Raw genomic sequence first — 24,767 nt, 5'->3', positions numbered from 1 at the left:
AATCATGCCAAGCGCAACTCAGATCAATGAAGAATGGTGGGTCAACGACCAGACGCCGGACAATCCTTATGCCAAAAGCGAAGACTATGACGCGTTCCTCGACTATGTCGGCGCGCTGAATCGCAGCCTGACGCCGGAAATCGCGGCCGAGCCGCTGCGGATCAACGTCACGGAACTGAACGATCACCCGGACTACAAGGCCGCAGCGATCGGCGCGCTGTCGATGTGGTCTTCTGTCACCCCCCTAGAATTCGAGATCGTCGATGACGCGCCCTTTGATTCCGACACTGACTGGATGGAGGTCGTCAGCCCCGAGTTGGGCGAACCAAGCGACGGGTCCGCGTTTTCCAGCAACCGCTATGTCAGCATCGGCCAGCGGTTCCACGATACCGAACCCAACAAGACCGATATCGGCGGCTATGTCTTCGATTCCTTCGTGCATGAATTCGGCCATGAATTCGGCCTGAACCACCCCGGTCTTTACAATTACAGCGGCCCCGGCGGCGTGCAGATCAACTATCTGAACAACGCCACCTGGATCTATGACCGCCAGCAATACAGCGTCATGTCGTATTTCGACGGCATCGACGTGGGCGAGGACAGCCGCTGGTCGGCCGTAACCCCGCTGATGGCGGATATCGAGGCGGTGACCCGGCGCTTCTTCTCGACCGTGGATGAGGACGGGCAGCGAACCTACCAGACCATCAACCTGAACACCGGCGACAATGTCTATGGGTTCAACAGCACCGAATATGGTTACGAACTGACTGCATCGGGCATGCAGCACGATATCGGCTTCGTCATTCACGACACCGGCGGCGACGACACCATCGACTTTTCGGGCTCGACCGCCGGGACGATCCTCGACCTGCGCGCAGGCCAGTTTTCCAGCGTCAATGGACACAGCAACAATGTCTCGATCTTCGCCGGCCATAACGCCGACGAAACGGAATATTACATCGAGAAGGGAATCGGCAGCCGCCACGACGACATCCTGATCGGCAATGACGGCGACAACGTGCTGGACGGACGGGGCGGCGCGGATCGCATGGCCGGCAATGGCGGCGATGACGTCTATTTCGTCGATTCACTGGATGACATCGTGCGAGAAGAGGCCGACGGCGGCAACGATACGATCGTCGTCGTGACCGAAGGGCTGAATATCGGCGATGTGGCGAATGTCGAAAACATCATCTACGCGGGCGGCAGCGCCGTCGATCCCGGCCCCGATGATGACGAAGATCCGGCGGGCGATGGCGGTCCGCCCCTTGCCAGCATCCTGTTCGGCGAACAGGGCAACGACACGCTGGACGGCGGCGCCGGCGGCAACACGATCTTCGGCCTGGGTGGCGATGACCTGATCATCGGGGGGCGTGATTCACTTGCCAGCCGCGACATCAACAACACGATCCCGGTCGCAGATCTGGACGACCAGACCGAAAGCGATGACGGTGATGACGCGCTGTATGGCGGTCGCGGCAATGACACCATCGTCGGTGGCGCGGGTGACGACACTCTGGACGGCGGCGAAGGCGACGACCTGTTGCGCGGTCAGGCAGGCGTCGATGTCTTCCGCGGCGGCGCCGGCAGCGACACGGTCGATTTCAGCCAGGAAAGCCCGTTCCAGCTGCTGGTCAACCTGGAAACCAACGTCGCCAGCGGCGGCACCGCCTCGGGCGACACCTTCTACAGCATCGAGAACCTGATCGGATCGGATGACAGGATCGACCGCTTCATCGGCACATCAGCGGCGAACCATTTCATCGGCCAAGGCGGCGGTGATTACTTCAACGGCCGGGACGGCAACGACATTCTGGATGGCGGCAATGACGGTGACATCCTGTATGGCGAAGGCGGCGACGATACCATCATCGGGGGTGCCGGGCAGGATTACCTGGATGGCGGCGACGGAACCGACACCGTCGTCTATGATGCCAGTCCCGCCGGCGTCCGGATCGATCTGGCCCAGGGCACTGCCAGCGGCGGCGATGCGGACGGACCCGTGCAGATCGTCGGACGCGGTACCGTCATCCGCCATGACATCCTTGCCGGGTTCGAGAACGCCATCGGCTCTTTCCATGACGACTACATCATCGGCAACGATCAGGCCAACGAACTGTCGGGCGGCCGCGGCGACGACACGTTAGCGGGAGGCGCCGGACAGGACACGCTGAACGGCGGCGCGGGACGCGACACGGCGGATTATGCGTGGGCCGACGCCGGCGTTCGCGTCAATCTGGCCAGCGGCGGATCGGCAGGGGACAGCTTTGTCTCGATCGAAAATATCTCGGGTTCCGGGTTCGACGACCGGCTGCGGGGGGACAGCGCTGCCAACATGCTGATCGGTCAGGGTGGTGACGACAACCTGCGCGGGGGCCGCGGCGATGACAGTCTGATCGGTGACTTCGCAGATCAGGGCGATCCCGTTCCGCAGCCCGGCATGGGCAGCGGATACGCGACGCTGGGACCGGATGCCGCGAACAACTCGATCGAAACGGCGTTCGATATCTCCGACAACTTCTCGCTGGCCGACGATCCCGACATCTTCGATTCGACCACCGTTCTTCACACCACGGTCAATGCCACCGGCAACGGCGAAGGCGGATATTACAGCATCGACCTGGCGGCCGGGACGGTGATCAGCATCGATATCGACGGCATCGCCGACCCTGACGTTCATGACAGCTGGGTCAGGCTTCTGGACGCCGATGGCAACATCGTCGCCCAGAACGACGATGGCGGCGGCGATCCGGGATCGACCAGCAATCGCGATTCCAGCACCGTCTTCACCGTTGATGAAACCGGAACCTACTATATCCTCGAAGGAAGCTGGTCGCCTGACGCACCGGGCGATGGCTGGTCCGAATCCGTCCCCGAAGGATCGACCTACAAGCTGAACGTGTCGGTCGAATTTCCGCCGGCCCCGGTCCAGCCCGGCGAGGCGGGTCAGGACACGCTGCGCGGCGGCGCCGGTTCGGACCTGCTGGATGGCGGGCTGGGTGCGGATGTCCTGTTCGGCGGCGCGGGCGAGGACAGCTTCCGATTCTCGACGGCGCTTGGCGATGGCAATATCGACCGGATCAGGGATTTCGAGGTGGGCGACGACCTGATCGTGCTGGACGCGGATGCTTTCGACGGAATCGGAGCCGCGGGCGCGTTGAGCTTCGGCGCGTTCCACAGCAGTTCAAGCGGCACCGCACAGGACGCTGACGACCGCATCGTCTATGACAGCGGAAACGGTTTTCTGTCCTACGACGCGGACGGGTCGGGACAGGAGGACGCAATCAGGTTCGCGCGCCTCGCCCCCGACCTAGATCTTTCGGCCAGCGATTTCTATATCGTCTGATGACCCCCCTGAACAGGGCGCTGTCCGGCGCCCCGTTCTGCCGTGTGCGGCCGCGGCCCGAAGCCCCGGCACATGACAGACGCAAGAGGCATGACATGAAACAGTTTGCGACCCGCCGCTCGGTCCTGTTGGGCTTGGGCACCGCGACCTTTGCAGCGGCCGCAGCCGCCCGCGCCAGCGCAGCACGCGCGGACGAGCTTGGCGTCACCGTCGAATTCGAGGGCGGCAAGACCGTTCCGAAAGGCCGGCTTGTCGTCTATCTGGACCCGCCTGCCGGTCAGGACGAGGCGCGATCCATGGCTGCAGGAACAAGGATCGAAAGCGACGGCAAATCGCGAAAGATCACCCTGTCCCTGCCGGATCCGACCAGCGCCAGAACGTCGTCAACTCGGCAGTTGGTGGCCCGACTGGAACGGGCAGATGGCTGGTTGCTGGCGCGCGGCAGCACACAGATCAAGGCCGATTCCCACGCGATCGTCACGCTTCATACCGTGATGTACTAGGGCGCAGACGCCGGGTTTCCGGCACCCGCGCGGGCAGTCGGTCACGCCAGCTGCGTCACGAATTTTGTCACCATATAGGCATCGATCGCCTCTGACCCGCCCTCGGTGCCATAGCCGGAATCGCGGACCCCGCCAAAAGGAACCTCGGGCAGCGCCAGTCCGATATGGTTGATCGTCATCATGCCCGCCTCGACCTCGTAGGTCAGGCGGTGCATCGTATCAGAGGACTTGGTAAAGCCATACGAGGCCAGCCCGAAGGGCAAGCGGTTTGCTTCGGCAATGGCATCGTTCAGGTCGTCGAAGCGGTTCACGACGGCGACCGGACCAAAAGGCTCCTCGTTCATGATCCGGGCCGAGACGGGTACATCCGCCAGAACCGTCGGCGCAAAGAAATTGCCGGTGTTGCCGATCCTTTCGCCGCCGGTCACAAGCCGCGCACCCTGCGCGATTGCGTCTCCGACCAGATCCTGCAGCGCGGCCACTCGGCGATCATTGGCCAGCGGCCCCATGCGTACGCCGTCATCAAGCCCGTTGCCGACCGGAGTTGCCGACATCGCCGCGCTGAACGCATCCAGGAACGGCTCGAAGGCCCGTTCCTGCACCAGAAAGCGCGTGGGCGAGATGCAGACCTGCCCGGCATTGCGCAGCTTGCTGGCCGCGGTGATCTTGGCGGCCTGCGCGATATCGGCATCCTCGCAGACGATGACCGGCGCATGGCCGCCCAGTTCCATCGTCGCGCGCTTCATGTGCTGGCCGGCAAGCGCCGCCAGATGCTTACCAACCGGGGTCGAACCGGTGAAGCTGATCTTGCGGATGACCGGATGCGGGATCAGATACTCTGAAATCTCGGCCGGGACACCATAGACAAGATTGATGACACCTGCCGGAACGCCGGCATCGGCGAAGGTCCGGATCAGCTCGGCCGGCGCCGCCGGAGTTTCCTCGGGCGCCTTCACGATGATCGAACAGCCCGCGGCCAGTGCACCCGACAGCTTGCGGACGACCTGATTGATGGGAAAGTTCCACGGCGTGAAAGCCGCCACCGGTCCGACCGGCAGCTTCAGCGCCATCTGCGTGACGCCCGCAGTGCGCGCGGGGATGATCTGGCCATAGGTGCGCCGACCCTCTTCGGCGAACCAGTCGATCACGTCGGCGGCCGCCATCGTCTCGCCCTTCGCCTCGGCCAGCGGCTTGCCCTGTTCGCGGGTCATGATGGCAGCGATGCCGTCTGCGCGCTCACGCAGCAATTCGGCCGCGCGCCGCATGATGCGATAACGCTCGAAGACTCCGGTCGCGCTCCAGATTCTGAAACCCCGATCTGCCGCGGCCAGTGCTTCGTCCAGATCGGCGCGGTCGGCATGGGCCAACTGACCGATCACCTCCCCGCTGGAGGGATCAGTGACCGGGATCGTCCGGCCGCTTTCTCCTGCACGCCAGGCTCCGTCGATGAACAGCTTGGTATCGGGATAGGCGGTCATCTGTCTTCCTTCTGTGTTGTCTTGCGATCTCAACCGCACGGCGCATAGCCAAGGGCGGTCGAGATGGTGCGCGCCGCGTCCACGACCATCGGCGCGATCTCTTTAAGCTGCTTGCGCTTGATCCGCGAATCCGGGCCGGACATGCCGATCGCACCGGCAAGGTCGCCGGTCCGGTTCAGGATCGCGCAGGCACAGGCGGCAATGCCCTCGCGCCATTCACCTTCGGGCACGATCGCGTGGCCCTGTTCGCGCGTCAGGCGGATATCCTCGCGCAATTCGGCAATCGAGGTGCGCGTGGTGTCGGTATAACGTTCCATCCGCCCCTCGAAGCGGTCGATATAGTCATCGGGCATCTGCGCCAGCATCGCCTTGCCCGTGGCGACGGTATATGCCGGCGCGCGCGACCCGACGCTGGTATGGGCGCGGATGTGATGCGCGCTTTCGATCTTGTCCAGGTAGACGACATCCGACCCGTCCAGAACGGACAGATGAACGGTCTCGCCGGTCTGCTCGGCCAGACGGATCATCGCCGGACGGGCGATCTGCGTCAGGTCCATGCGGCGAATGACGTGGCTTCCCAGCTCCCATATCCGGGTGGTCAGGGCATAGTGGCTTTGCGGTGGCACCTGGCGCACATAGCCTTGCGAAATCAGCGTGGCCAGAAGTCGGTGTACGTTGCTTTTGGTCAGTTCAAGCGTGTTGGCAAGGTCGGTGATGCCGCGCGGTTGATCGCTGTGCGCCAGTTCCTCGATCAGCCGCAGCCCCTTGATGAATGCCTTGTCCATGGCCCGGTCTGGTCTTTCCCTGCTTGCACGGGCCGTGATGGCCCGTGCGGATGTTGTTGGCGGACCGGGCGGGCGTTCGCACGCCCGGCCGCCGGATCATTGCGCCAGAAGCGTGTTCAGCCGCTCTTGGCCGTATTCCTCGTTCGTCATCGTGCCCTGTTCCGACTCGGCACCCCAGTAATCTGGGCTCCATTCGATCGCCTTGGCAAGGTTGTCGGGATTATTGGCCCAATACTTGCTGATTTCGGGACCGGCCGCCTCGTAGACCAACGGCGACGGCAACGCCACCGGATAGGCCGAGGTCAGTTCCGCGGCGCGCTGCGAATCCAGCCGCCATGACAGCAGCTTCAGCGCGTTGTCGTAGTTGGGCGCGTCTTTCGGGATCGAGAAGAAGTCATAGTAGACGAAGCCCTGGTTCCATTCGACTTCAAGCGGCGCCCCCTCAAGCGCCAGGATCGAGGACGATCCGGTATAGGCCATGCACATGTCCGCCTCGCCATCCAGCAGCAGTTGCGGGGCCTGCGCAGAGGTCGTCCACCACTTCGACACATGCGGCTTGATCTCTTCGATCTTCTTCAACGCACGTTCCATGTCGACGGGATACAGGTCTTCCTTTGCCACCCCGTCGGCCATCAGCGCCGCTTCCATCACGAAACGCGGCCATGCGGGCAGGCAACGCTTGCCGGGGAAGGTCTCGACATCCCAGAAGTCAGCCCAGCTTTCGGGCTGTTGTTCGGAATAGACATCGGTGTTGTAGACCATGCCGACGCCGATCACCTGCAGCGCGACGCCCTTTGGCCGCTTGAGGTTTTCCGGCATGCTGTCCAGCGTCTTTTTCGCCTCGTCCGACATCTTGTCGTAGTCGATATCGGCCAGGCAGCAATCGCCAAGAAGCTTGGTTTCCTGATCGAAGATGAACGTCAGATCCCATTCCGTCTTGCCGGCCTCGACCTGTGCCTTGATCCGTGGGCCGGAACGCGCCTCTTGCACGGTTACGACATCGATGCCGGTTTCGTCCTCGAAGCTGTCATACATGACCTCTTGCAGCGCGTCGCCATAGGCGCCGCCGGGATCCTGCATCACGACTTCGCCTTCGGCCAGCGCGGGGCCGGCGATCAGCGCGGCCATCGCCAGTGCCGACACCGTTCCCATCGTCTTCTTCATTCCAACCATATCATCCTCCTCCATTGGATTTCTTGTCTTCACGTCAGGCGGCCCGGCCCCGCGCAAGGACGGGCCTTGCCAGGATGATGCCGCCCACGACCAGCAGCACCTCGAGCGTCGAAACGACGGCCAGCACCGGGTTGAGCTGATAGTTGATGTCCGCCCACAGCATCAGCGGCAGGGTCTTCATGCGTGGACTGGACAGGAACAGCGACAGCACAAGCTCATCGAACGAATGCAGGAAGGCGAAGAAGATCGCCGCACCAAGCCCCGGCGCGATCGCCGGCAGCGTGACCGTGCGAAACACGGTCAGCGGCGACGCGCCGTGGACCGCCGCACCCTGTTCAAGCCGTCTGTCCACCGCCTGCAAAGATGCGGCGACGATCACCACCACGATGGGGATGCCGCCGATCGCGTGCGCCGCCGCCAGTCCAAGATAGGTGCCGGTCAATCCGACATTCAGGAACAGGCTGTAAAGCGACAGGCCCAGCACCACCGGCGGCACGATCATCGGGCTGACCAGCAGCAGCATCAGCGCCGATTTGTAGCGGATGTCGCTGCGCACAATCCCCATGGCCGCCGTGGCACCCAGGCTGACCGAGATGACAGCCGACAGGCACGCGATGGCAAGCGAGTTCCAGAACGCCGTCATCCAGTTGCTGTCCGAGAAGAATTTCTCGTACCAGCGCATCGACCAGTCGGGCGGCGGGAAGGTCAGGTAGCTGGCCTTGCTGAAGGAAATGATCATCACCACGATGATCGGGATGACCAGCGTCGCGACGACGAAGCCCCCCATTCCGCGCACCGTCCAGCGCCCCCAGCCGGCCGGCAGGCGCCCCATGATGCGCAGGATCGGCCAGCCCAGAAGATCGGCGATTACCATTCCGGGGCCGCGCCGGCGCGCGCGCGCAGCGGGTTTGCGTGCAGCCGCGCGGCTTCTGGCGCCGGCATCCATCTTGCCGCCGCCCCAGATGAATTCGAAGCCCATGATGCGGCCTGCGATACCGACCACGATCAGGGTGATCACCAACAGAACCACCGCCAGCGCCTGCAGGAACCCCTCGCCGGTGATGGAATCGGCTTGCTGGGTGATGTGCATGGCGAACATCTGGTCGCCCGGTCCGCCCAGAAGGGTCGGCGTGATGAAAAAGCCGATGCCGGCCACGAAGACCAACAGGAACCCCGCGCCAATACCCGGCAATGTCAGGGGCAGCAGAACCCGCCAGAACACCGCCAACGGACCCGCGCCCGATGCCAGCGCAGCTCGTGTGAGCCCCTGATCAAGCCGCGAGACCGAAGCATAGATCGTCAGCACCATCAGAGGCAAAAGCACCGCCGTCATGCCCAGAAGGACAGAGCCCCGGTTGAACAGCAACCCGATCGGGGTGTCGATCAGTCCCAGCATCTGCAACAGCTTGTTGATCGGACCGTTTCGGCCCAGCAACACCATCCACGCATAGGTGCGGATCAGGATGGCGATGAAGTAGGGCAGGATCACCGCCGTCGCGATCAGGATCTGGGTCAGACCGCGCGTGCGATGGATCAGCAGGGCCGTCGGATATCCCAGCAGCACGCAAAGACAGGCGACGGTGAATGCGATCTGCATCGTCCGCAGCAGCGATTCCCAGTAAAGCGGGACCGAGAAGACCCGTTCGAAATAGGTTGACCATGTCGGGCCGGACATGCTGACCCGGAACAGGTCGATCAGCGGAAAGACATAGATCAGCGCCAGGAACACCACGGCGGGCACAAGCAGCAGCGCAGGATTTTTCAAACGCTGCGCCAGTGCTGTGCGGGCGGGCAACGGGGCGGCAGTCGGCGTCGCGTCGGTCATGACAGAACCCAGCCGTCTGCCGCGCCCCACCCGATCTGCAACTTCTGCCCCACCTGCGGCAGCGTGATCTCGGACGTGTCGGAACATCGGATCAGCAGGGTCTGGCCGTCATCAAGCCGCACCTCGATCCGCAGCACCTCGCCCAAAAACAGGGCCGAAATGACGGTCGCCGGCATGCTGTGCGGCGTCGGCTGATCGTGGATCCTGATCCTTTCGGGCCGGACGAGGACGGTGGCACGCTTGCCGTGGACCCCATCGCGCGAGGCCGCCTCGAAGACATGGCCACCGGGCGTGCGCAGGGTCAGAACCTTTCCCTTCCTCTGGATCACCTCGGCGTCGATCAGATTGCTTTCGCCGACGAACGAGGCGACGAACCTGCTTTGCGGTCTGCGATAGATTTCCACCGGGCGGTCAACCTGCACGATGTGGCCGGCATCCATGACGGCGATGCGGTCGGACATGGTCAATGCTTCGGATTGATCATGCGTGACGAACAGGATGGTGCTGCCGATGGTCTGATGCAGTTCGCGCAGTTCGATCTGGATCGATTCGCGCAAGCGCCGGTCCAGCGCGCTCAGCGGTTCATCCATCAGGACAACCTTGGGCCGCATGACGATGGCGCGGGCGATCGCGACCCGTTGCTGCTGTCCGCCCGACATCTGGGACGGCAGCTTCTGCGCATGTTCCGACAGGCGCATCATCTCCAGGGTTTCCGCGACCCGGCGATCTGTCATGGCCCGGTCCATCCTGGCCATGCGCAGCGGGAAACCGACATTCTGGGCGACCGTCATGTTTGGAAACAGCGCATAGCTTTGAAAGACCATGCCAAAGCCGCGCCGATGCGTCGGAACGTGCTGGATGGGACGGCCATCCACCAGAATATCGCCACCGTCGATATTCTGGAAACCTGCCAGCAGATTCAGAAGCGTGGTCTTGCCGCTGCCCGACGGACCCAGCAAGGTCACAAACTCACCCGGTTCGATTTCCAGGCTGACGCGGTCTGCCGCGACAAAGGCGCCATATTTCTTGACGACGCTGCGAACCGAGATGCTGGACCCGATCGCCTGTTGCGCGGGCGCCGTCGAGACCGGCTGAACATCCGGCGATTCGGACCGCATCGCTCGCCGCGCCTGTATCTGCATCATCTTTCCTCCCATCGTTCCATATTATAGAACGCTATTCTGTTTTATTGTGTCGCGTCGCTGACGTTTGTCAAGAAAAACTGCTGGCGATTTAGCAGACGCCTCTCAAGAGCGGTCGCAGACAGGCGATTGACATGAACTCAAGTCTGCGCCTAGTATATTTTACAGAACATTGTTCCATTATTTGGAACGATCAAAGGGAGGGCTGCATGGCTGAACATCTGCGAGCGCTTGCAAGCCTTGTCCGGCCCGGCATGTCACTGGCGCTGCCGGTGGATTACGCCGGGGTTTCCATGGCCATGACACGTCCCCTGATACGGCACGGCGCGGGCGATCTGCACCTTGTCTGCGTGCCGACCGGGGGACTGCAGGTCGATCAGCTGATCGGTGCCGGGCTGGTGCGCAGTGTCGAGACAAGCGCGGTGTCCCTGGGCGAAGCCGGGGGCGCACCACGCTTCAACGACGCGGTAAAGAAGGGCGGCATCCGGGTCATGGACGCGACCTGTCCGGCGATACATGCGGGCCTGATGGCCGCCCAGAAAGGCGTGCCCTTCATGCCCATGCGTGGCCTGATCGGTTCGGACATTCTGGCGCAAAGGGCTGATTGGCAGGTCATCGACAACCCGTTGGAGACCGGCGATTCCATCGCGATCATCCCGGCCATACATCCTGACATCGCGATCTTTCACGTGCCGATGGCGGACCGCGACGGCAATGTCTGGATCGGTCGCCGCCGCGAACTGGCCGCGATGGCCTATGCCGCAACGCAGACTTTGGTCACGGTTGAACGGATCGTCGATCGCAGCCTTCTGGCCGATGAAACCACCGCGGCAGGCACCCTGCCGGCCCTGTATGTCGACGCAGTCGCCGAAGCGCCGCGCGGTGCCTGGCCTTACGGATTATGGGGCGAATACGCGACGGATACCGATGAAATGGTCCGCTATGCCACTGCTGCGCGAACCCCGGAAGGGTTTGCCGACTACATGGCACAAGAGGTCTGTGCATGACCGCCCTGCCCCGCGAAATCCTGATCTGCACGATTGCAGGTCTGCTGCACGATGTCCGCCATGTCGCGGTCGGCGCATCATCGCCGATGCCGGCGGCGGGCGCGATGCTGCGGCGCGCGCTGGACGAAGACCGGCGCAAGGTTCGGCTGTCGATCCTGGGGTCGGTCGAACACAACTTCTTCACCAACGGATCGACCGAGTTGTTCGACAGCGCCGGACAAGGGCGGCTGGATGCGTTCTTTCTGGGCGGCGGGCAGATTGACGGCATGGCGAATGTGAATCTGGTCGGTGTCGGTACCTATCCGCAGATGTCCGTCCGCTGGCCGGGTTCGTTCGGATCGGCGTATCTTTATTTCACGGTGCCACGCGTCATCCTGTTCCGCGAAGAACACAGTCCCCGCGTCCTGGTCGAAAAGGTCGATTTCATCAGTGCGCCCGGCATCAGCGCGCCGGACACTTACCGCCCCGGCGGGCCGGTCGCCCTGCTGACCAGCAAGGCCCTGTTCAGCTTTGACAGCCAGCGTCCGGGCTTTCGCCTCGAAAGCGTGCATCCCGGACATTCGCTGCCAGAGATCATCGAGGCGACCGGATTCACGTTCGACCACGACGATACCCCGCCATTGACCCCAGAACCGGACGCGGCGACCTTGTCGATGCTGCGCGGCCGCGTACTGGACGAGCTTTCCGAAACCTACCCCGCCTTCGCAGCGCAATGGCGTCGCGATCTGGCAGAGACGATCCCTCACGGAGCATCCGCATGACCACTTTCGGCTCACTGGCCAATCTCAAGGTAATCGATGCCAGTCGCGTGCTGGGCGGCCCCTATGCCGGGCAGGTCCTGGCGGACCATGGGGCGGATGTGATCAAGCTGGAACCGCCTGCGGGCGACGAAACGCGCGGCTGGGGGCCGCCCTTCCTGGGCGATGCGGCAAGCTATTTTCAGGGATTGAACCGCAACAAGCGCGGCATTGCAGTTGACCTGTCGCAGGACAAGGGACGCGAATTGCTGCTGGCGCTGCTGGACGACGCCGATGTTCTGCTGGAGAATTTCAAGACTGGCACGATGGAGCGGTGGGGCCTGGGACAGGACGAATTGTCACGGCGATTTCCCCGACTGATACATTGCCGGGTGTCGGGATTCGGCTCGGATGGCCCGATGGGCGGATTGCCGGGCTATGATGCGGCCATTCAGGCCCTGTGCGGGATCATGAGCGTGAACGGCGAAAAGGATGGCAAGCCTCTGCGCGTCGGTCTGCCGGTCGTTGACATGGTCACGGGATTGAACGCGACGATCGGCATCCTGATGGCCCTGCATGAACGCGCGATCAGCGGCAAGGGTCAGTTCATTGAAACCAGCCTTTATGACTGCGGGGTGTCGCTGCTGCATCCCCATCTGCCGAACTATTACCTATCGGGCAAGGTGGCGCAGCCTTCGGGCAACGCGCATCCCAATATCTGCCCCTACGATACGTTCGAGACCGGATCCGAGCCGATCTTTCTGGCGGTCGGAAACAACAGGCAGTTCGCCACGCTTTGCAAGATGATCGGCAGGCCCGACCTGCCCGATGACCCCCGCTTCGCATCGAACAGCCAGCGCAACCAGCATCGCGACACGCTGAAGACCGTGCTGGAAACAGCGCTGGAAGATTTCGACGCGATCGAGCTGTCCGATCGCCTGATCAAGGCCGGGGTTCCCTGCGGTGCGGTGCGCAGCATCGACCAGGTGATCGACGATCCGCACACCCGTCATCGCGAGATGGTGGTCGATATCGGCGGATATCGCGGAACCGGCAGCCCGATCAAGTTGTCGCGCACGCCCGCCAGCTATCGCCGTGCGCCGCCATCCTTTGCCCAGCACAGCGCCGAAGTCATGCAGGAACGCGCCCTAGACCCCAAGGAATATGGCACGGTTCTGCCGGGCCTCGAAGACCTGCCCAACGCAAAGAGAAAAGCATGACTGACGCACTGACAATCGGCATCATCGGCGACGGCTTCATGCAGCCCGAGTTCTTCGAAACTGCCTTGCGCGACACCCTGACCGGCCGTGATCTGACGATCCGCAGCATGCAGATCGACTGGCCGCTGCGATTGAAATCGACCAAATATGACGCAACCCTGCCGGTGGGCGAGTTTGTCGGCAGACCCGAGGAATATTTTGATTTCCTGCACAATCTCGACATCCTGATCACGCATCTTGCCCCGATCACGGCAGACAGTCTTGATCACGCGCCGCAGCTGAAGACGATCGCCGTATCCCGCGGCGGACCTGTCAACATTGAGATGGCTGCCGCGAGAGAGCGCGGGATCACGGTTGTCAACACGCCCGGACGAAACGCGTCTGCTGTCGCCGAGTTCACGGTCGCATCGCTGCTGGCCGAGACGCGCAACATCATCCGGGGACACCAGATCGTCGCCAGCGGCAAGTTCGGGCGCGAGTTCTATCACTATGACAACGCTGGCCCCGAACTGTGCGAACTGACCGTCGGGATCGTCGGATATGGCGATATCGGCACCCGCGTTGCTCGGCTGCTGCAGCCCTTCGGCTGCAGAATCCTGATCTACGACCCGTTCAAGGAACTGACCCAGGCCGAAATCGACGCCGGGTTCGAAAAGGCCGATCTGGACGATCTTGTGGCGCGATCCGATGTCGTGACGCTGCATCCGCGCGTGACGCCCGAGACCAAGGGCATGATGTCGCGCGAGCGCATCGCGATGATGAAGCCCGGAGGCTATATCGTGAATACGACGCGTGGGCAGGTTCTGGACTACGAGGCGCTTTATGATGCGCTGGTCTCGGGCCAGTTGAAGGGTGCAGCGCTGGACACGTTCGAACCCGAGCCGCCCCCCGCGGACTGGCCGCTGCTGAAACTGCCCAATGTCACCCTGTCGCCGCATATCGCGGGCGCCTCGCGCTATTCGGCGACCAAGGCCGCGACCATGATCGCCGGCGACATCAAACTGATCCTTGACGGCAAGCCGCCGCGATTTCCCTGCAAATGAGGTTGTCCGATGACCGATGACGAACGCGCGCTGCGCAGCGAACTGATCGAATCCTGCCGCAACATGAACCGGCTTGGAATCAACAAGGGGACTTCGGGCAATATCAGCGTCCGGCACGGCGACGGGTTCCTGATTTCGCCGACCGGGATTCCCTATGACAAACTGCAGCCCGAACACGTGGTCGCGATGAACTGGGATGCCACCTATGAAGGCGAGGTGCAGCCGTCGTCCGAATGGCGTTTCCATCGCGACATCCTGCAGGCGCGGCCCGACCTGAATGCAGTGGTCCATACCCATTCGACCCATGCCACGGCCCTGTCCATTCTGGGGCGCGACATTCCCGCGATCCACTATGTCATCGCGGCGGCCGGCGGCAGCACGATCCGCTGCGCACCCTATGAGCTGTTCGGAACGCAGGAACTGGCCGACCGCGTCGTCAGCGCGCTGCAGGGGCGCCGCGCCTGTTTGATGGCGCATCACGGCGTCATCGCCGGCCACGCCAATATTGCGCGCGCGCTGGCCCTGGCCGTCACGGTCGAGGAACTGGCAAAGCAATACCTGCTGTGCCTGCCGATGGGCGAGCCGCCGATCCTGTCCGACGACCAGATCGCCGAGGTGCTGGTCAAGTTCAAGACATACGGTCAACAAAGCAGCGCGGCGCTGGAAGGGCTGCGGCAGGCATCCTGAACCATGAACGCGACGATCCTGTGTCTTGACTCCGGAACCACCTCCGTCAAGGCGGCGGCCTTCGACGGACAGGGCAACCTGCTGGCCAGTGCAGAACGGCCCAACGGCGCGCTGCGCCGGGACGGTGTGCGGGTGGAACAGGACATGCAGATCACCCTGACCGAGGCGATGACGGTGCTGCGCGATTGCGCCGCGCAGATCACCGGCCCTGTCACCGGGCTGATCCTGACCGGACAGGGCGACGGGCTGTGGCCGGTGGATCGCGATGGTGTGCCGGTCGGGCGCGCGATGACATGGCTGGACGGGCGGGCCCGCAGCCTGGCCAGCAGCCTGGCACCGCAACTGGACCAGGTGCAGGCCGCGACCGGTTCCCGCCCGACCGCGGCTTCGGCAAGCCTGCAATTGCTGTGGCTGCAGCGACACGACCCCGATCGTCATGTCCGGATCGCCAAGGCCTTGCGGCTGAAGGAATGGCTGTTCTTCAGCCTGACCGGCCAGATGATCGCCGAGCCTACCGCCCTGCTGCCGGTCTGGGGAAACTGGCGCGATGGCAAACTTGCACCTCGGGTTCAGGAACATCTGGGCTTGACCAGCGGGCTGGACCTGCTGCCAGAACTGGCGGCGTTGGGCGCGGCGCGGGCGGAATTGTCGGATCAGGCCGCGCGCCTTGCCGGACTGCCCAGGGGCCTGCCGGTCCTGCTGGGACCGGGGGACGTGCAATCGACGCTGATCGGGTTGGGGCTTGGCACAAGGCCTGACGTGACCCACGCCTCGATCTTCGGCACCAGCGCGATCCATGCCTGCCTGCTGGACGATCCGGACGCGATGCCACGGATGCCGACCGGCGCGATGATCCAGCATTTCGCCGCCGGACCGGGATATCTGTGCTTTCATCCCTGCTTCAACGGCGCCTCGCTGCTGCGCCACCTGTCGCAGAAATTCACCGACCTGCCGGTGCCCGCAGGCCCCGAATATTCATCAGTGATTCTGCATCCCTTCCTGGAACCGGGGGGCGAGCGGGCGCCGTGGACCGACCCGAACGCATCCGCCGCAATTTTCGGACTGAACGCGGCGACCACGCCCGGTCAGATCGCCTGGGCCGGGCGCGAGGCGCTGGCCTTTGTGACCCATGCCAGCCACCAGATGATGGGTGCGTCCGCCGGGGCGCTGTCGCTGGGTGGGGGGCTGGCTGGCGACGGGCATTTTGCGCGGTTTCTGGCGACCCTGACCGGGTGCGAGGTCCAGCGCAGCCCCGGCGCCCATGCCGGCCTGCGCGGCCTGGCCCTGATCGCGGCGCGCGCCTTGCTGGGGGCCACTGACGCATCGCCCTGGATCGGCGCGGCCACGGAACGCGCCACCCCGCAACAGGGGGCAGTGGCGGCCTATGCCCAAAGGAAATACCGTCTGTTCTCGGACCTGATAGACTTGAACGCGCCATTCTGGTCGCGGATCTCGGATCTGGGGAACGATGCTGAAACCCTGATGGAGAGCCCATGAACGGCGCCGATCTTCTGTGCGAAACCCTGCTGGCAAACGGCATCGACACCTGCTTTGCCAATCCGGGCACGTCCGAAATGCACTTCGTCGCCGCACTGGACCGGCAGCCGCGGATGCGCTGCATCCTGGGGCTGTTCGAAGGCGTGGTGACCGGGGCGGCCGATGGCTATGCGAGGATGGCGGACAAGCCCGCCGCGACGCTGCTGCATCTTGGACCGGGTCTGGCGAACGGGCTGGCGAACCTGCACAACGCCAGGCGGGCACATACGCCCATGGTCAACATCGTCGGCGACCATGCGACCGGGCATCTGCAATACGATGCCCCGCTGACCAGCGATATCGACAGCCTCGCCCGTCCGATGTCCAACTGGGTCGGACGCGCGGACAGCGCCGACAGCGTCGGAGACCGCACCCGTGAGGCGATCGAGGCGGCGCGGACAGGCGCAGGTGGCATTGCCACACTGATCCTGCACGCGGACGCGGCATGGACGGAAACCGCATCTGCCGTGCCCCCGCACAGCGTCGCCCGCGCCCTGCCCGCCCCCGACACCGCGGCGATCGCGAAAGCAGCCAATGCGCTACGCAGCGGCCCCTCGACCACCATCCTTGTGTCAGGTCGCACGCTGCGTGCGCCGCACACCGAAATGCTGGACCGCATCGCCGCCAAGACCGGCGCGCGGCTGATGGCACAGCAGGCGAATGGCCGGATGCAGCGGGGCGCGGGGCGGGTTGCCCTTGACCGGGTTCCCTATGTCATCGACCAGGCGCTCGAGACCTTTGCCGGCACGCAGCGGCTGATCCTGATCGGTGCAAGGGCGCCGGTCGGCTTTTTCGCCTATCCGGGCAAGCCCGGCAGCATGCTGCCAGAGGATTGCGAGGTGATCACGCTGGCGGATCCGCACGACGATATCCCTGCCGCCATCGAGGCTTTGGCCGATGCGATCGGTCCCGTCCCAGACGCCCGCCTTGCGACGCGGCACAGCCCCGCGATGCCAACCGGGGCGCTGAACCCCGATGCCGTCGCCATCGCACTGGCCCACCTGATGCCCGCGAACGCGATTGTCTGCGATGAATCGGTGACCTCGGGCCGCGATTTCTTTCGCACGACCCATGGCGCCGAGCCGCATGATTTCCTGCAATTGACCGGCGGCGCGATCGGCGACGGAATCCCGATGGCGACGGGCGCCGCCGTGGCCTGCCCCGACCGCAAGGTGATCGGGCTGCAAGCCGACGGCAGCGGCATGTACACTCTGCAGGGCCTTTGGACACAGGCCCGCGAACGGCTTGACGTCGTGACCATCGTTTTCGCCAATCGGCTGTACAAGATCCTGCACGGCGAACTGAAGAATGTCGGTGCCGGGACGGCGGGCGAGAATGCCCGCAGGATGCTGGATCTTGACGATCCGGCGCTGGATTGGGTGAGGCTTGCGAACGGGATGGGGGTCGAGGCCGCCCGCGCCGACACATGTGAAGCGTTCCACGATCTTCTGCGCGCGGCGCTGTCGCGCAAAGGACCGTTCCTGATCGAAGCCGTGCTGTAGAGGGCCTGACAGATGATCCGCCGCGTTCCGCATTGCAGCCATTGGGGCACCTACACGATCCTGGTCGAAGATGGCCGGATCGTCGGCGTCGAGCCCTTCGCCGACGACCCCGCCCCCTCGCCCATCATTCACTCGGTCACGGAATGGGCGAAACCCGACCGCCGCGTCCTGAGGCCGATGATCCGCGAAGGCTGGCTGCGGTCGCGCGGATCCAAGGACGGCGCGGAACGCGGAAACGAACGCTTTGTCGCCGTGCCTTGGGACGAGGCGCTGGAGATGGTGGCATCCGAGATTGGCCGCGTCGCGGCTGCCCACGGCAATGCCTCGATCTTCGCCGGCAGCTATGGCTGGACATCCTGCGGTCGCGTCCACCACGCCTCGACGCTGCTCAAGCGGATGCTGAATCTTGTGGGTGGCTATACCGGTCACGTTGACACCTATTCCATCGCCGCCGGTCCGGTGATCCTGCGCCATACGCTTGGCGATGACCGTGCCTGTGGCGGGCAGGCGAACACCCTGGACAACATTGCGGCCCATTCCGAGACACTTGTGGTCTTCGGCGCCATGTCGCCGCGCACCGCACAAAGCGAGGCGGGGGGCATCGGCGCCCATCATCTGGAAGGCTATCTGCGCCAGATCGCCGACAGGGGCGTGCGCGTCGTCCATGTCTCGCCCTTGCGCGACGATCTGCCCGAATGGCTGAACGCCGAATGGTGGCCGATCCGGCCCAACACCGATGCAGCGCTGATGCTGGGGCTTGCCGGTGAGATCGTGGCGCAAGGCAGGCATGATGCCGGGTTTCTGGCGCGCTGCACCAGCGGATCGGACGAATTCCTGGCCTATCTGCGCGGCGACAGGGATGGCCTGCGCAAGGATGCGGCCTGGGCATCGGGCGTGACCGGGCTGCCCATACAGGCGATCGGGGCGCTGGCCGCGCGGCTGGTTCAGACCCGCAGCATGCTGACCGTCAGTTGGGCGCTGCAACGCGCACATCACGGCGAACAGCCCTTCTGGGCGGCGCTTGGACTGGCGGCGGCGATCGGGCAGATCGGCCTGCCCGGCGGCGGGGTTGGCTATGGCTATGGGTCGCTTGGTGGTGTCGGATCGCCCTTTGCAGTAGGCAAATCGCCGGGCATGTCGCAGGGCGTCAAGGCAATCGACAGCTTCATTCCGGTGGCACGGATCAGCGACATGCTGCTGAACCCCGGCGAAAGCTTCACCTACCAGGGCGAGACCCGCAGCTATCCCGATGTGCGGCTGGTCTATTGGGCGGGGGGCAATCCGTTCCACCACCACCAGGATCTCAATCGTCTTGCGCGGGCATGGCAGCGGCCGGAGACCATCATCGTTCAGGACCCGATGTGGACCGCAACGGCGCGCCGGGCGGATATCGTGCTGCCGGCCTCGACCTCGATCGAGCGCAACGATCTGGCGGGCAACAAGCGCAGCGACGTGATTGCGGCGATGCACAAGGCAATCGAGCCCCTGGGCCAGTCGCGTTCGGATTTCGACATTTTCAACGCCCTGTCGGAACGGATGGGTGTCGGGGCCGCCTTCAACGAAGGTCGTGACGAGATGGGCTGGGTTCGCCATCTCTATGACGAAAGCCGCGCCTATGCCCTGCGCGCGCACGGTTTCCTGATGCCGACATTCGACAGCTTCTGGGAACGCGGACACGCTGCCGTTCCGGTCCAACGCGACCATGTCTATCTGGCCGCCTTCCGCGACGACCCCGACCGCAACCGGCTGGAAACGGAAAGCGGCCGCATCGTGCTGGGTAGTCGGACGCTGGCGCAGCTTGGGCACGCCGATTGCCCGCCCCATCCCGCATGGCTGTCGCCAGCCGAATGGCTGGGTGATGCCGGCCCGGACGAACTGCACCTGATCTCTCACCAGCCGCGGGGACGCCTGCACAGTCAACTTGAAAGCGGCTCTGCCAGCCTTGCGGATCGACGCGGTGGTCGCGAACAGTTGCGCCTGAATCCCGGCGATGCGCAGGCGCGCGGAATTCAGGACGGCGACACGGTCCGACTGTGGAACGCGCGAGGTGCCTGTCTGGCGACGGCATTGGTCAGCGCCGACACCGCGCCGGGCGTGGCTGTTCTGCCCACCGGCGCCTGGTTCACGCCGACCGATGACGGCACCGAGATTTCCGGCAATCCCAATGTGCTGACGCTGGACATTCCCAGTTCGGCATTCAGTCAGGGATGTGCCGCGCATACCTGCCTGATCCGTGTCGCGCCCCATGCCAGGGACAACCGCGATCCGACGCGGACCTATCAAGACGAACTTGCAGAAATGCTTTCCGAACCCGAGGAGACATCATGACCAACGCCCCCGTCAGCCGCTTTGCGGTGCCGTCGCTTGCAGACATGCCCGAGGATATCCGGGCCCGGATCGAGGCCGTGCAGGAAAAATCGGGTTTCGTGCCGAATGTCTTCCTGACGCTGGCGCACCGGCCCGACGAATTCCGCGCGTTCTTCGCCTATCACGATGCGCTGATGGATCGCCCCGGCAACCTGACCAAGGCCGAACGCGAGATGATCGTCGTCGCCACGTCGAATGCGAACGAATGTCAGTATTGCGTCGTTGCGCATGGCGCCATCCTGCGCATCCGGGCGAAGAATCCGCTGATCGCCGATCAGGTGGCGGTAAATTACCGCAAGGCCGACATCACGCCCCGGCAAAAGGCGATGCTGGATTTCGGCATGAAGGTCTCGGCCCGTGCGCAAGAGGTTGGCGATCAGGATTTCGCGGCGCTGCACGACCACGGCTTCGACGACGACGATATCTGGGACATCGCCGCGATCGCGGCCTTCTTTGGCATGTCGAACCGGCTGGCCAACGTCACCAGCATGCGCCCGAACGACGAATTCTACTCGATGGGGCGTTAAGATGGCCATCGGATACAAGCAGATGCTGGCCGAAGCGGACAAGGTCGTGCAATCCGTTTCCGTCGATGAGGCGGCCGGTCTTCAGGACGATCCGCAGGTGGTCATGGTCGATATCCGCGACCCGCGCGAACTGGAACGCGAAGGCATGATCCCGGATGCGTTCCATGCACCGCGGGGGATGCTGGAATTCTGGATCGACCCGGAAAGCCCCTATCACAAACCGCGCTTTGCAGAGGACAAGACCTATGTCTTCTATTGCGCATCGGGCTGGCGATCCCTGTTGGCGGCAAGACTGGCCAAAGAGATGGGGCTGGACGCACGTTCGATGCGGGGCGGGTTCGGTGATTGGCGCAAGGCGGGACATGCCGTTGCAACGCGGCCCGCTAAGGGCTGAGATCGGCATCCGTGGCCGGCAAGCGAAGGGGGGACCGAATGACGATATATGACGAAGGCCTGGACCGGACAGCGGCGAATTTCCAGCCGATGACGCCGATCAGCTATCTGCGGCGCGCCGCGCTGACCTATCCTGACCATCCGGCGGTGATTCATGGCAATCAGCGCCAGACCTATGCGCATCTCTGGTCGGATTGCTGCAGGCTTGCGTCGGCCCTGACACGGCGCGGCATCGGGCGCGGCGACACGGTGTCGGTGCTGCTGTCCAATACGCCGCCGATGATCAACGCCCATTTCGGCGTCCCGATGGCCGATGGCGCGGTCTTGCATTCGATCAATACACGGTCCGACCCGGCCTCGATCGCGTTTCAGCTGGATCATGCGGAATCGCGTGTCCTGATCGTGGATCGCGAGTTTTCGGACGCCGCGAAGACAGCACTGGCCAGCGCGAAGACAGCGCCGCTGGTCATCGATTTCGACGATCCCGAATACCCCGATGACGCCCCCTACCCCAAGGGCGACCCGATCGGCATCATGGATTATGCCGCGTTTCTGGCCGAGGGTGACCCGGATTTCGTTCCCGGCAAGCCGCAGGACGAATGGGATGCGATCGCGCTGAACTACACATCGGGAACCACCGGCAACCCCAAGGGCGTCGTCTGTCATCATCGCGGTGCGGCGCTGATGGCGATGAACAGTGCGATTCACGCAGGACTGGGCAAGCATCCGGTCTATCTGTGGACCCTGCCGATGTTCCATTGCAACGGCTGGTGCTTTCCCTGGGCGGTTCCCGTGCAGGCCGGAACCCAGGTCTGCCTGCGGTGGGTCCGGGCGCATGCGATCTATGACGCGATCGCCGATCACGGCGTCACGCATCTGTCCGGCGCCCCCATCGTGATGTCCACGCTGCTGAACGCCCCCGACGACCAGAAGCGAAGCTTCGCAGGGTCCGTCGCATTCAACACCGCCGCAGCCCCGCCACCCGAAACGGTTCTGCATGCGATGGCGGATGCGGGTTTCGATGTAACCCATGTCTATGGGCTGACCGAAACCTACGGCCCCGCCGTGGTAAACGAATGGAACGACAGCTGGAACGAGCTGCCTCCCGATCAACGTGCAGCCCGCAAGGCGCGGCAGGGCGTCCGATATCTGTCGCTGGACGATCTTGCGGTCATGGACCCCACGACGATGCAACCTGTTCCGGCCGACGGCCAGACCCTGGGTGAGGTGATGTTCCGAGGCAACGCGGTGATGAAGGGATACCTCAAGAACACGGCGGCCACGGCCGATGCCTTTGCGGGTGGCTGGTTCCATTCGGGCGATCTGGCGGTGATGCATCCCGACGGCTATATCCAGCTGAAGGACCGGTCGAAGGACATCATCATCTCGGGCGGCGAGAACATCTCGTCGATCGAGGTCGAGGAACAGCTTTACCGCCATCCGGACGTGTCGATGTGCGCCGTGGTCGCCATGCCAAGCGAAAAATGGGGCGAGACCCCATGTGCCTTCGTCGAATTGCGCGATGGCCGCGATCCGTCCGAGGCTGATGTGATCGCGCACTGCCGCACCGGGCTGGCAGGATACAAATGCCCGTCACGGGTGGTCTTTGGACCGCTGCCGAAGACCTCGACGGGCAAGATCCAGAAATTTGCCCTGCGATCCCAAGCCTCCGAGATGGGTCAGCAGAAGGGATAGGCGGGACCGGCCTGCCGCCGGTCCCGCATCTTCGTTACTGCGCGACGTCGATCACGACACGGCCACGGATCTTGCCGGCGACGATATCGGCGGCAAGACGGGGCAGATCCGACATCGGTTCGACACGTGCGATGCTGGCCAGATGCTGTTTGTCCAGATGCGCCGCCAAGGTCGCCCATGCACGGTCGCGCTTGTCCTGGGGCGCCATGACGCTGTCGATGCCCAGCAACGCCACGCCGCGCAGGATATGCGGCATCACGGTCGCGGGCAGATCGAACCCGCCCGCCAATCCGCAGGCCGCAACCGCCCCGCCATAGCGTGTCTGCGCCAGCACGTTCGCCAAGGTGGTCGAACCAACCGCATCCACCGCCCCTGACCAGCGTTCCTTCTGCAGCGGCCCGCCCTTCTCGGCCAGTTCGGCGCGATCGACGAAAGCCGACGCGCCAAGCGAGGACAGATAATCATGCGTCTCGGGCCGACCTGTCGCCGCGGTTACCCGGCAGCCCATCGCGGCCAGAAGGCTGATCGCGGTCGATCCGACACCGCCGGCGGCACCAGTGACCAGAATCTCGGTCCCCTGATCCTGCATCAGGCCCCAATCCTGAAGCGCGTTGACACACAGCCCTGCGGTATAGCCCGCGGTGCCCACGGCCATCGCGTCCTTCAGGCTGAAACCTTCGGGCAGACGGGTCAGCCATTCAGGTTTCAGGCGCTGAAAACGGCCATAGCCGCCCCATTCGGTTTCCGACAGGCCCCAGCCATTGACGATCACCTGATCGCCCGGCTTCCACAGGTCGGATCGGCTTTCCGCGACCGTGCCCGCGATGTCGATCCCGCCGACCATCGGCAGGCGCCGGGCGATTCGGCCCTTTCCCGTGACCGCCAGCCCGTCCTTGTAGTTCAACGTCGAATAGGCGACCTCGACCAGAACGTCATGGTCGGGCAATTCACCGATCGTCAGGTCACGGAACGCTGCCTTCGGCTTGCCGTCCTGATCCTCGATCATCAGGGCGCGGAACGTGTCTGTCATATTGTCTCTCCTCCGGGTTTTTCGAGCCTGCGATGCGCCAGCGCCTGATCCAGCACCGCACGCATCCCCTCGACATGGTGCTGCATCAGGGCGGCGGCGGTGTCCTCGTCGCGCTCGGCGATCGCCATGCGGATCCTCTGGTGCGCGCCGATCGTGCGGCGGCGTTCGTGGTGCCGATAGATCAGCATGTTGGTGATCGGGATGAAGCTTTCGATCATCGCATGCATGATGAACTGCAGCGGGCCGTTGCCGGTAGCCTGAACGACAGCGCGATGGAACCGGACATCCGATGCGCAGAAATCCTCGTCGCTCAGCGTCTCGTCCTGCTGCAGCAAAAGTTCCTGCGCCATCGCGTCCAGGTCTTCGTCGGTCCTGTTCCGCGCGGCCAGACGGCAACACAGTGCCTCGGTCTGACCGCGCGCCGCCACGATCTCGTCGATCTCGAATCGTCCCATCCCGACAAGCAGCGTCGCCGCATCGGTTATGGTCCGTGCCGCTGCGTCCAGATCGGGCCGCGTCACGAAGGTGCCGCCTGCGGGACCACGGCGCGAACGGATCAAATTCTGCGCCGCAAGCACTTTCAGCGCCTCGCGCACGGTGGGACGCGAGATGCCGAACCTCTTGGCCAATTCCTCTTCGGTCGGCAGGCGTTCATCGACCTGCAGCCGCCCTTCAAGGATGGCCGCACGGATCAGATCCGCAACCTGCTTGGCCAGGCTGCCGCGAACGATCTCGTCATATTGCAGTGCCATCGCGCTTTTCCCCCGGCGA

20 protein-coding genes are annotated in these 24,767 nt (G+C 63.9%); 13 read left to right on the top strand and 7 right to left on the bottom strand.

Annotation, left to right across the window (positions count from 1 at the left end):
- Positions 1-4: 4 nt before the first annotated feature.
- On the top strand, positions 5-3,346 hold the full coding sequence (locus tag MU516_RS14060; protein ID WP_260277901.1) for a M10 family metallopeptidase C-terminal domain-containing protein: 3,342 nt from the start codon (positions 5-7) through the stop codon (positions 3,344-3,346).
- Positions 3,347-3,441: 95 nt separating this feature from the next.
- Positions 3,442-3,849, top strand: coding sequence for a hypothetical protein (locus MU516_RS14055; protein ID WP_260277900.1), 408 nt, complete (start codon positions 3,442-3,444; stop codon positions 3,847-3,849).
- Between the two features lie 41 nt (positions 3,850-3,890).
- Here MU516_RS14055 and MU516_RS14050 read toward each other — a convergent pair whose 3' ends face one another.
- From MU516_RS14050 to MU516_RS14030, 5 genes are all read right to left on the bottom strand, one after another.
- The gene (locus MU516_RS14050; protein ID WP_260277899.1) at positions 3,891-5,327 is read right to left on the bottom strand and encodes an NAD-dependent succinate-semialdehyde dehydrogenase; all 1,437 of its coding nucleotides are present in this window, start codon (positions 5,325-5,327) and stop codon (positions 3,891-3,893) included.
- A gap of 29 nt (positions 5,328-5,356) precedes the next feature.
- Positions 5,357-6,112: an IclR family transcriptional regulator gene (locus MU516_RS14045; RefSeq protein ID WP_260277898.1), complete on the bottom strand. Its 756-nt coding sequence runs from the start codon at positions 6,110-6,112 to the stop codon at positions 5,357-5,359.
- Between the two features lie 96 nt (positions 6,113-6,208).
- Complete coding sequence (locus MU516_RS14040) at positions 6,209-7,276, bottom strand: extracellular solute-binding protein (protein ID WP_260277897.1); 1,068 nt, start codon at positions 7,274-7,276, stop codon at positions 6,209-6,211.
- 43 nt (positions 7,277-7,319) lie between these two features.
- On the bottom strand, positions 7,320-9,110 hold the full coding sequence (locus MU516_RS14035) for an ABC transporter permease subunit (RefSeq protein ID WP_260277895.1): 1,791 nt from the start codon (positions 9,108-9,110) through the stop codon (positions 7,320-7,322).
- The gene (locus MU516_RS14030; protein WP_260277893.1) at positions 9,107-10,255 is read right to left on the bottom strand and encodes an ABC transporter ATP-binding protein; all 1,149 of its coding nucleotides are present in this window, start codon (positions 10,253-10,255) and stop codon (positions 9,107-9,109) included. Before MU516_RS14030 ends, MU516_RS14035 begins: the two co-directional genes overlap by 4 nt.
- A 206-nt stretch (positions 10,256-10,461) precedes the next feature.
- Here MU516_RS14030 and MU516_RS14025 point away from each other — a divergent pair, with 206 nt between their 5' ends.
- From MU516_RS14025 to MU516_RS13975, 11 genes are read left to right on the top strand one after another with little or no spacing between them, the layout of a single operon-like run.
- Positions 10,462-11,259, top strand: a complete 798-nt coding sequence (locus MU516_RS14025; protein ID WP_260277892.1) for a CoA transferase subunit A — start codon at positions 10,462-10,464, stop codon at positions 11,257-11,259.
- Entirely contained in the window at positions 11,256-12,020 is a 765-nt protein-coding gene (locus tag MU516_RS14020; RefSeq protein WP_260277891.1) for a CoA transferase, read from the top strand. Before MU516_RS14025 ends, MU516_RS14020 begins: the two co-directional genes overlap by 4 nt.
- Positions 12,017-13,216 carry a CaiB/BaiF CoA transferase family protein gene (locus MU516_RS14015; RefSeq protein ID WP_260277890.1) on the top strand — a complete coding sequence of 400 codons (1,200 nt, stop codon included), beginning with the start codon at positions 12,017-12,019 and terminating at the stop codon, positions 13,214-13,216. The genes MU516_RS14020 and MU516_RS14015 overlap by 4 nt, the downstream gene beginning before the upstream one ends.
- Positions 13,213-14,259, top strand: coding sequence for a 2-hydroxyacid dehydrogenase (locus MU516_RS14010; RefSeq protein WP_260277888.1), 1,047 nt, complete (start codon positions 13,213-13,215; stop codon positions 14,257-14,259). The genes MU516_RS14015 and MU516_RS14010 overlap by 4 nt, the downstream gene beginning before the upstream one ends.
- A gap of 9 nt (positions 14,260-14,268) precedes the next feature.
- A complete protein-coding gene (locus MU516_RS14005; RefSeq protein WP_260277886.1) occupies positions 14,269-14,946 on the top strand; it encodes an L-fuculose-phosphate aldolase in 678 nt (225 codons plus the stop codon).
- Positions 14,947-14,949: 3 nt separating this feature from the next.
- Positions 14,950-16,443, top strand: coding sequence for an FGGY family carbohydrate kinase (locus MU516_RS14000; RefSeq protein WP_260277885.1), 1,494 nt, complete (start codon positions 14,950-14,952; stop codon positions 16,441-16,443).
- Positions 16,440-17,984: an acetolactate synthase large subunit gene (locus tag MU516_RS13995; protein WP_260277883.1), complete on the top strand. Its 1,545-nt coding sequence runs from the start codon at positions 16,440-16,442 to the stop codon at positions 17,982-17,984. Before MU516_RS14000 ends, MU516_RS13995 begins: the two co-directional genes overlap by 4 nt.
- 12 nt (positions 17,985-17,996) lie before the next feature.
- Positions 17,997-20,312: a molybdopterin-dependent oxidoreductase gene (locus MU516_RS13990; RefSeq protein WP_260277881.1), complete on the top strand. Its 2,316-nt coding sequence runs from the start codon at positions 17,997-17,999 to the stop codon at positions 20,310-20,312.
- A complete protein-coding gene (locus MU516_RS13985) occupies positions 20,309-20,878 on the top strand; it encodes a peroxidase-related enzyme (RefSeq protein WP_260277879.1) in 570 nt (189 codons plus the stop codon). The genes MU516_RS13990 and MU516_RS13985 overlap by 4 nt, the downstream gene beginning before the upstream one ends.
- A gap of 1 nt (position 20,879) precedes the next feature.
- Positions 20,880-21,272: a rhodanese-like domain-containing protein gene (locus tag MU516_RS13980; protein WP_260277877.1), complete on the top strand. Its 393-nt coding sequence runs from the start codon at positions 20,880-20,882 to the stop codon at positions 21,270-21,272.
- A gap of 38 nt (positions 21,273-21,310) precedes the next feature.
- Positions 21,311-22,966 carry an acyl-CoA synthetase gene (locus MU516_RS13975; RefSeq protein WP_260277875.1) on the top strand — a complete coding sequence of 552 codons (1,656 nt, stop codon included), beginning with the start codon at positions 21,311-21,313 and terminating at the stop codon, positions 22,964-22,966.
- 34 nt (positions 22,967-23,000) lie between these two features.
- Here the strand turns inward: MU516_RS13975 and MU516_RS13970 are convergent, their stop codons facing one another.
- Both MU516_RS13970 and MU516_RS13965 read right to left on the bottom strand, forming a co-directional pair.
- Positions 23,001-23,996 carry an MDR family oxidoreductase gene (locus tag MU516_RS13970; protein WP_260277873.1) on the bottom strand — a complete coding sequence of 332 codons (996 nt, stop codon included), beginning with the start codon at positions 23,994-23,996 and terminating at the stop codon, positions 23,001-23,003.
- Positions 23,993-24,748: a FadR/GntR family transcriptional regulator gene (locus MU516_RS13965; protein WP_260277871.1), complete on the bottom strand. Its 756-nt coding sequence runs from the start codon at positions 24,746-24,748 to the stop codon at positions 23,993-23,995. The genes MU516_RS13970 and MU516_RS13965 overlap by 4 nt, the downstream gene beginning before the upstream one ends.
- Positions 24,749-24,767 lie beyond the last annotated feature (19 nt).

Origin of the sequence: Paracoccus maritimus (assembly GCF_025195095.1) — a bacterium.
Classification (GTDB): Bacteria; Pseudomonadota; Alphaproteobacteria; order Rhodobacterales; family Rhodobacteraceae; genus Paracoccus; species Paracoccus maritimus.
The sequence above is the reverse complement of the archived record's forward strand: the minus strand, read 5'-3'. Positions and strand labels throughout refer to the sequence as shown.

Bases quoted from the DNA above. Each gene is read 5' to 3' on its own strand.
- MU516_RS14060 (WP_260277901.1), top strand. From the start codon at position 5: ATGCCAAGCGCAACTCAGATCAATGAAGAATGGTGGGTCAACGACCAG.
- MU516_RS14055 (WP_260277900.1), top strand. From the start codon at position 3,442: ATGAAACAGTTTGCGACCCGCCGCTCGGTCCTGTTGGGCTTGGGCACC.
- MU516_RS14050 (WP_260277899.1), bottom strand. From the start codon at position 5,327: ATGACCGCCTATCCCGATACCAAGCTGTTCATCGACGGAGCCTGGCGT.
- MU516_RS14045 (WP_260277898.1), bottom strand. From the start codon at position 6,112: ATGGACAAGGCATTCATCAAGGGGCTGCGGCTGATCGAGGAACTGGCG.
- MU516_RS14040 (WP_260277897.1), bottom strand. From the start codon at position 7,276: ATGAAGAAGACGATGGGAACGGTGTCGGCACTGGCGATGGCCGCGCTG.
- MU516_RS14035 (WP_260277895.1), bottom strand. From the start codon at position 9,110: ATGACCGACGCGACGCCGACTGCCGCCCCGTTGCCCGCCCGCACAGCA.
- MU516_RS14030 (WP_260277893.1), bottom strand. From the start codon at position 10,255: ATGATGCAGATACAGGCGCGGCGAGCGATGCGGTCCGAATCGCCGGAT.
- MU516_RS14025 (WP_260277892.1), top strand. From the start codon at position 10,462: ATGGCTGAACATCTGCGAGCGCTTGCAAGCCTTGTCCGGCCCGGCATG.
- MU516_RS14020 (WP_260277891.1), top strand. From the start codon at position 11,256: ATGACCGCCCTGCCCCGCGAAATCCTGATCTGCACGATTGCAGGTCTG.
- MU516_RS14015 (WP_260277890.1), top strand. From the start codon at position 12,017: ATGACCACTTTCGGCTCACTGGCCAATCTCAAGGTAATCGATGCCAGT.
- MU516_RS14010 (WP_260277888.1), top strand. From the start codon at position 13,213: ATGACTGACGCACTGACAATCGGCATCATCGGCGACGGCTTCATGCAG.
- MU516_RS14005 (WP_260277886.1), top strand. From the start codon at position 14,269: ATGACCGATGACGAACGCGCGCTGCGCAGCGAACTGATCGAATCCTGC.
- MU516_RS14000 (WP_260277885.1), top strand. From the start codon at position 14,950: ATGAACGCGACGATCCTGTGTCTTGACTCCGGAACCACCTCCGTCAAG.
- MU516_RS13995 (WP_260277883.1), top strand. From the start codon at position 16,440: ATGAACGGCGCCGATCTTCTGTGCGAAACCCTGCTGGCAAACGGCATC.
- MU516_RS13990 (WP_260277881.1), top strand. From the start codon at position 17,997: ATGATCCGCCGCGTTCCGCATTGCAGCCATTGGGGCACCTACACGATC.
- MU516_RS13985 (WP_260277879.1), top strand. From the start codon at position 20,309: ATGACCAACGCCCCCGTCAGCCGCTTTGCGGTGCCGTCGCTTGCAGAC.
- MU516_RS13980 (WP_260277877.1), top strand. From the start codon at position 20,880: ATGGCCATCGGATACAAGCAGATGCTGGCCGAAGCGGACAAGGTCGTG.
- MU516_RS13975 (WP_260277875.1), top strand. From the start codon at position 21,311: ATGACGATATATGACGAAGGCCTGGACCGGACAGCGGCGAATTTCCAG.
- MU516_RS13970 (WP_260277873.1), bottom strand. From the start codon at position 23,996: ATGACAGACACGTTCCGCGCCCTGATGATCGAGGATCAGGACGGCAAG.
- MU516_RS13965 (WP_260277871.1), bottom strand. From the start codon at position 24,748: ATGGCACTGCAATATGACGAGATCGTTCGCGGCAGCCTGGCCAAGCAG.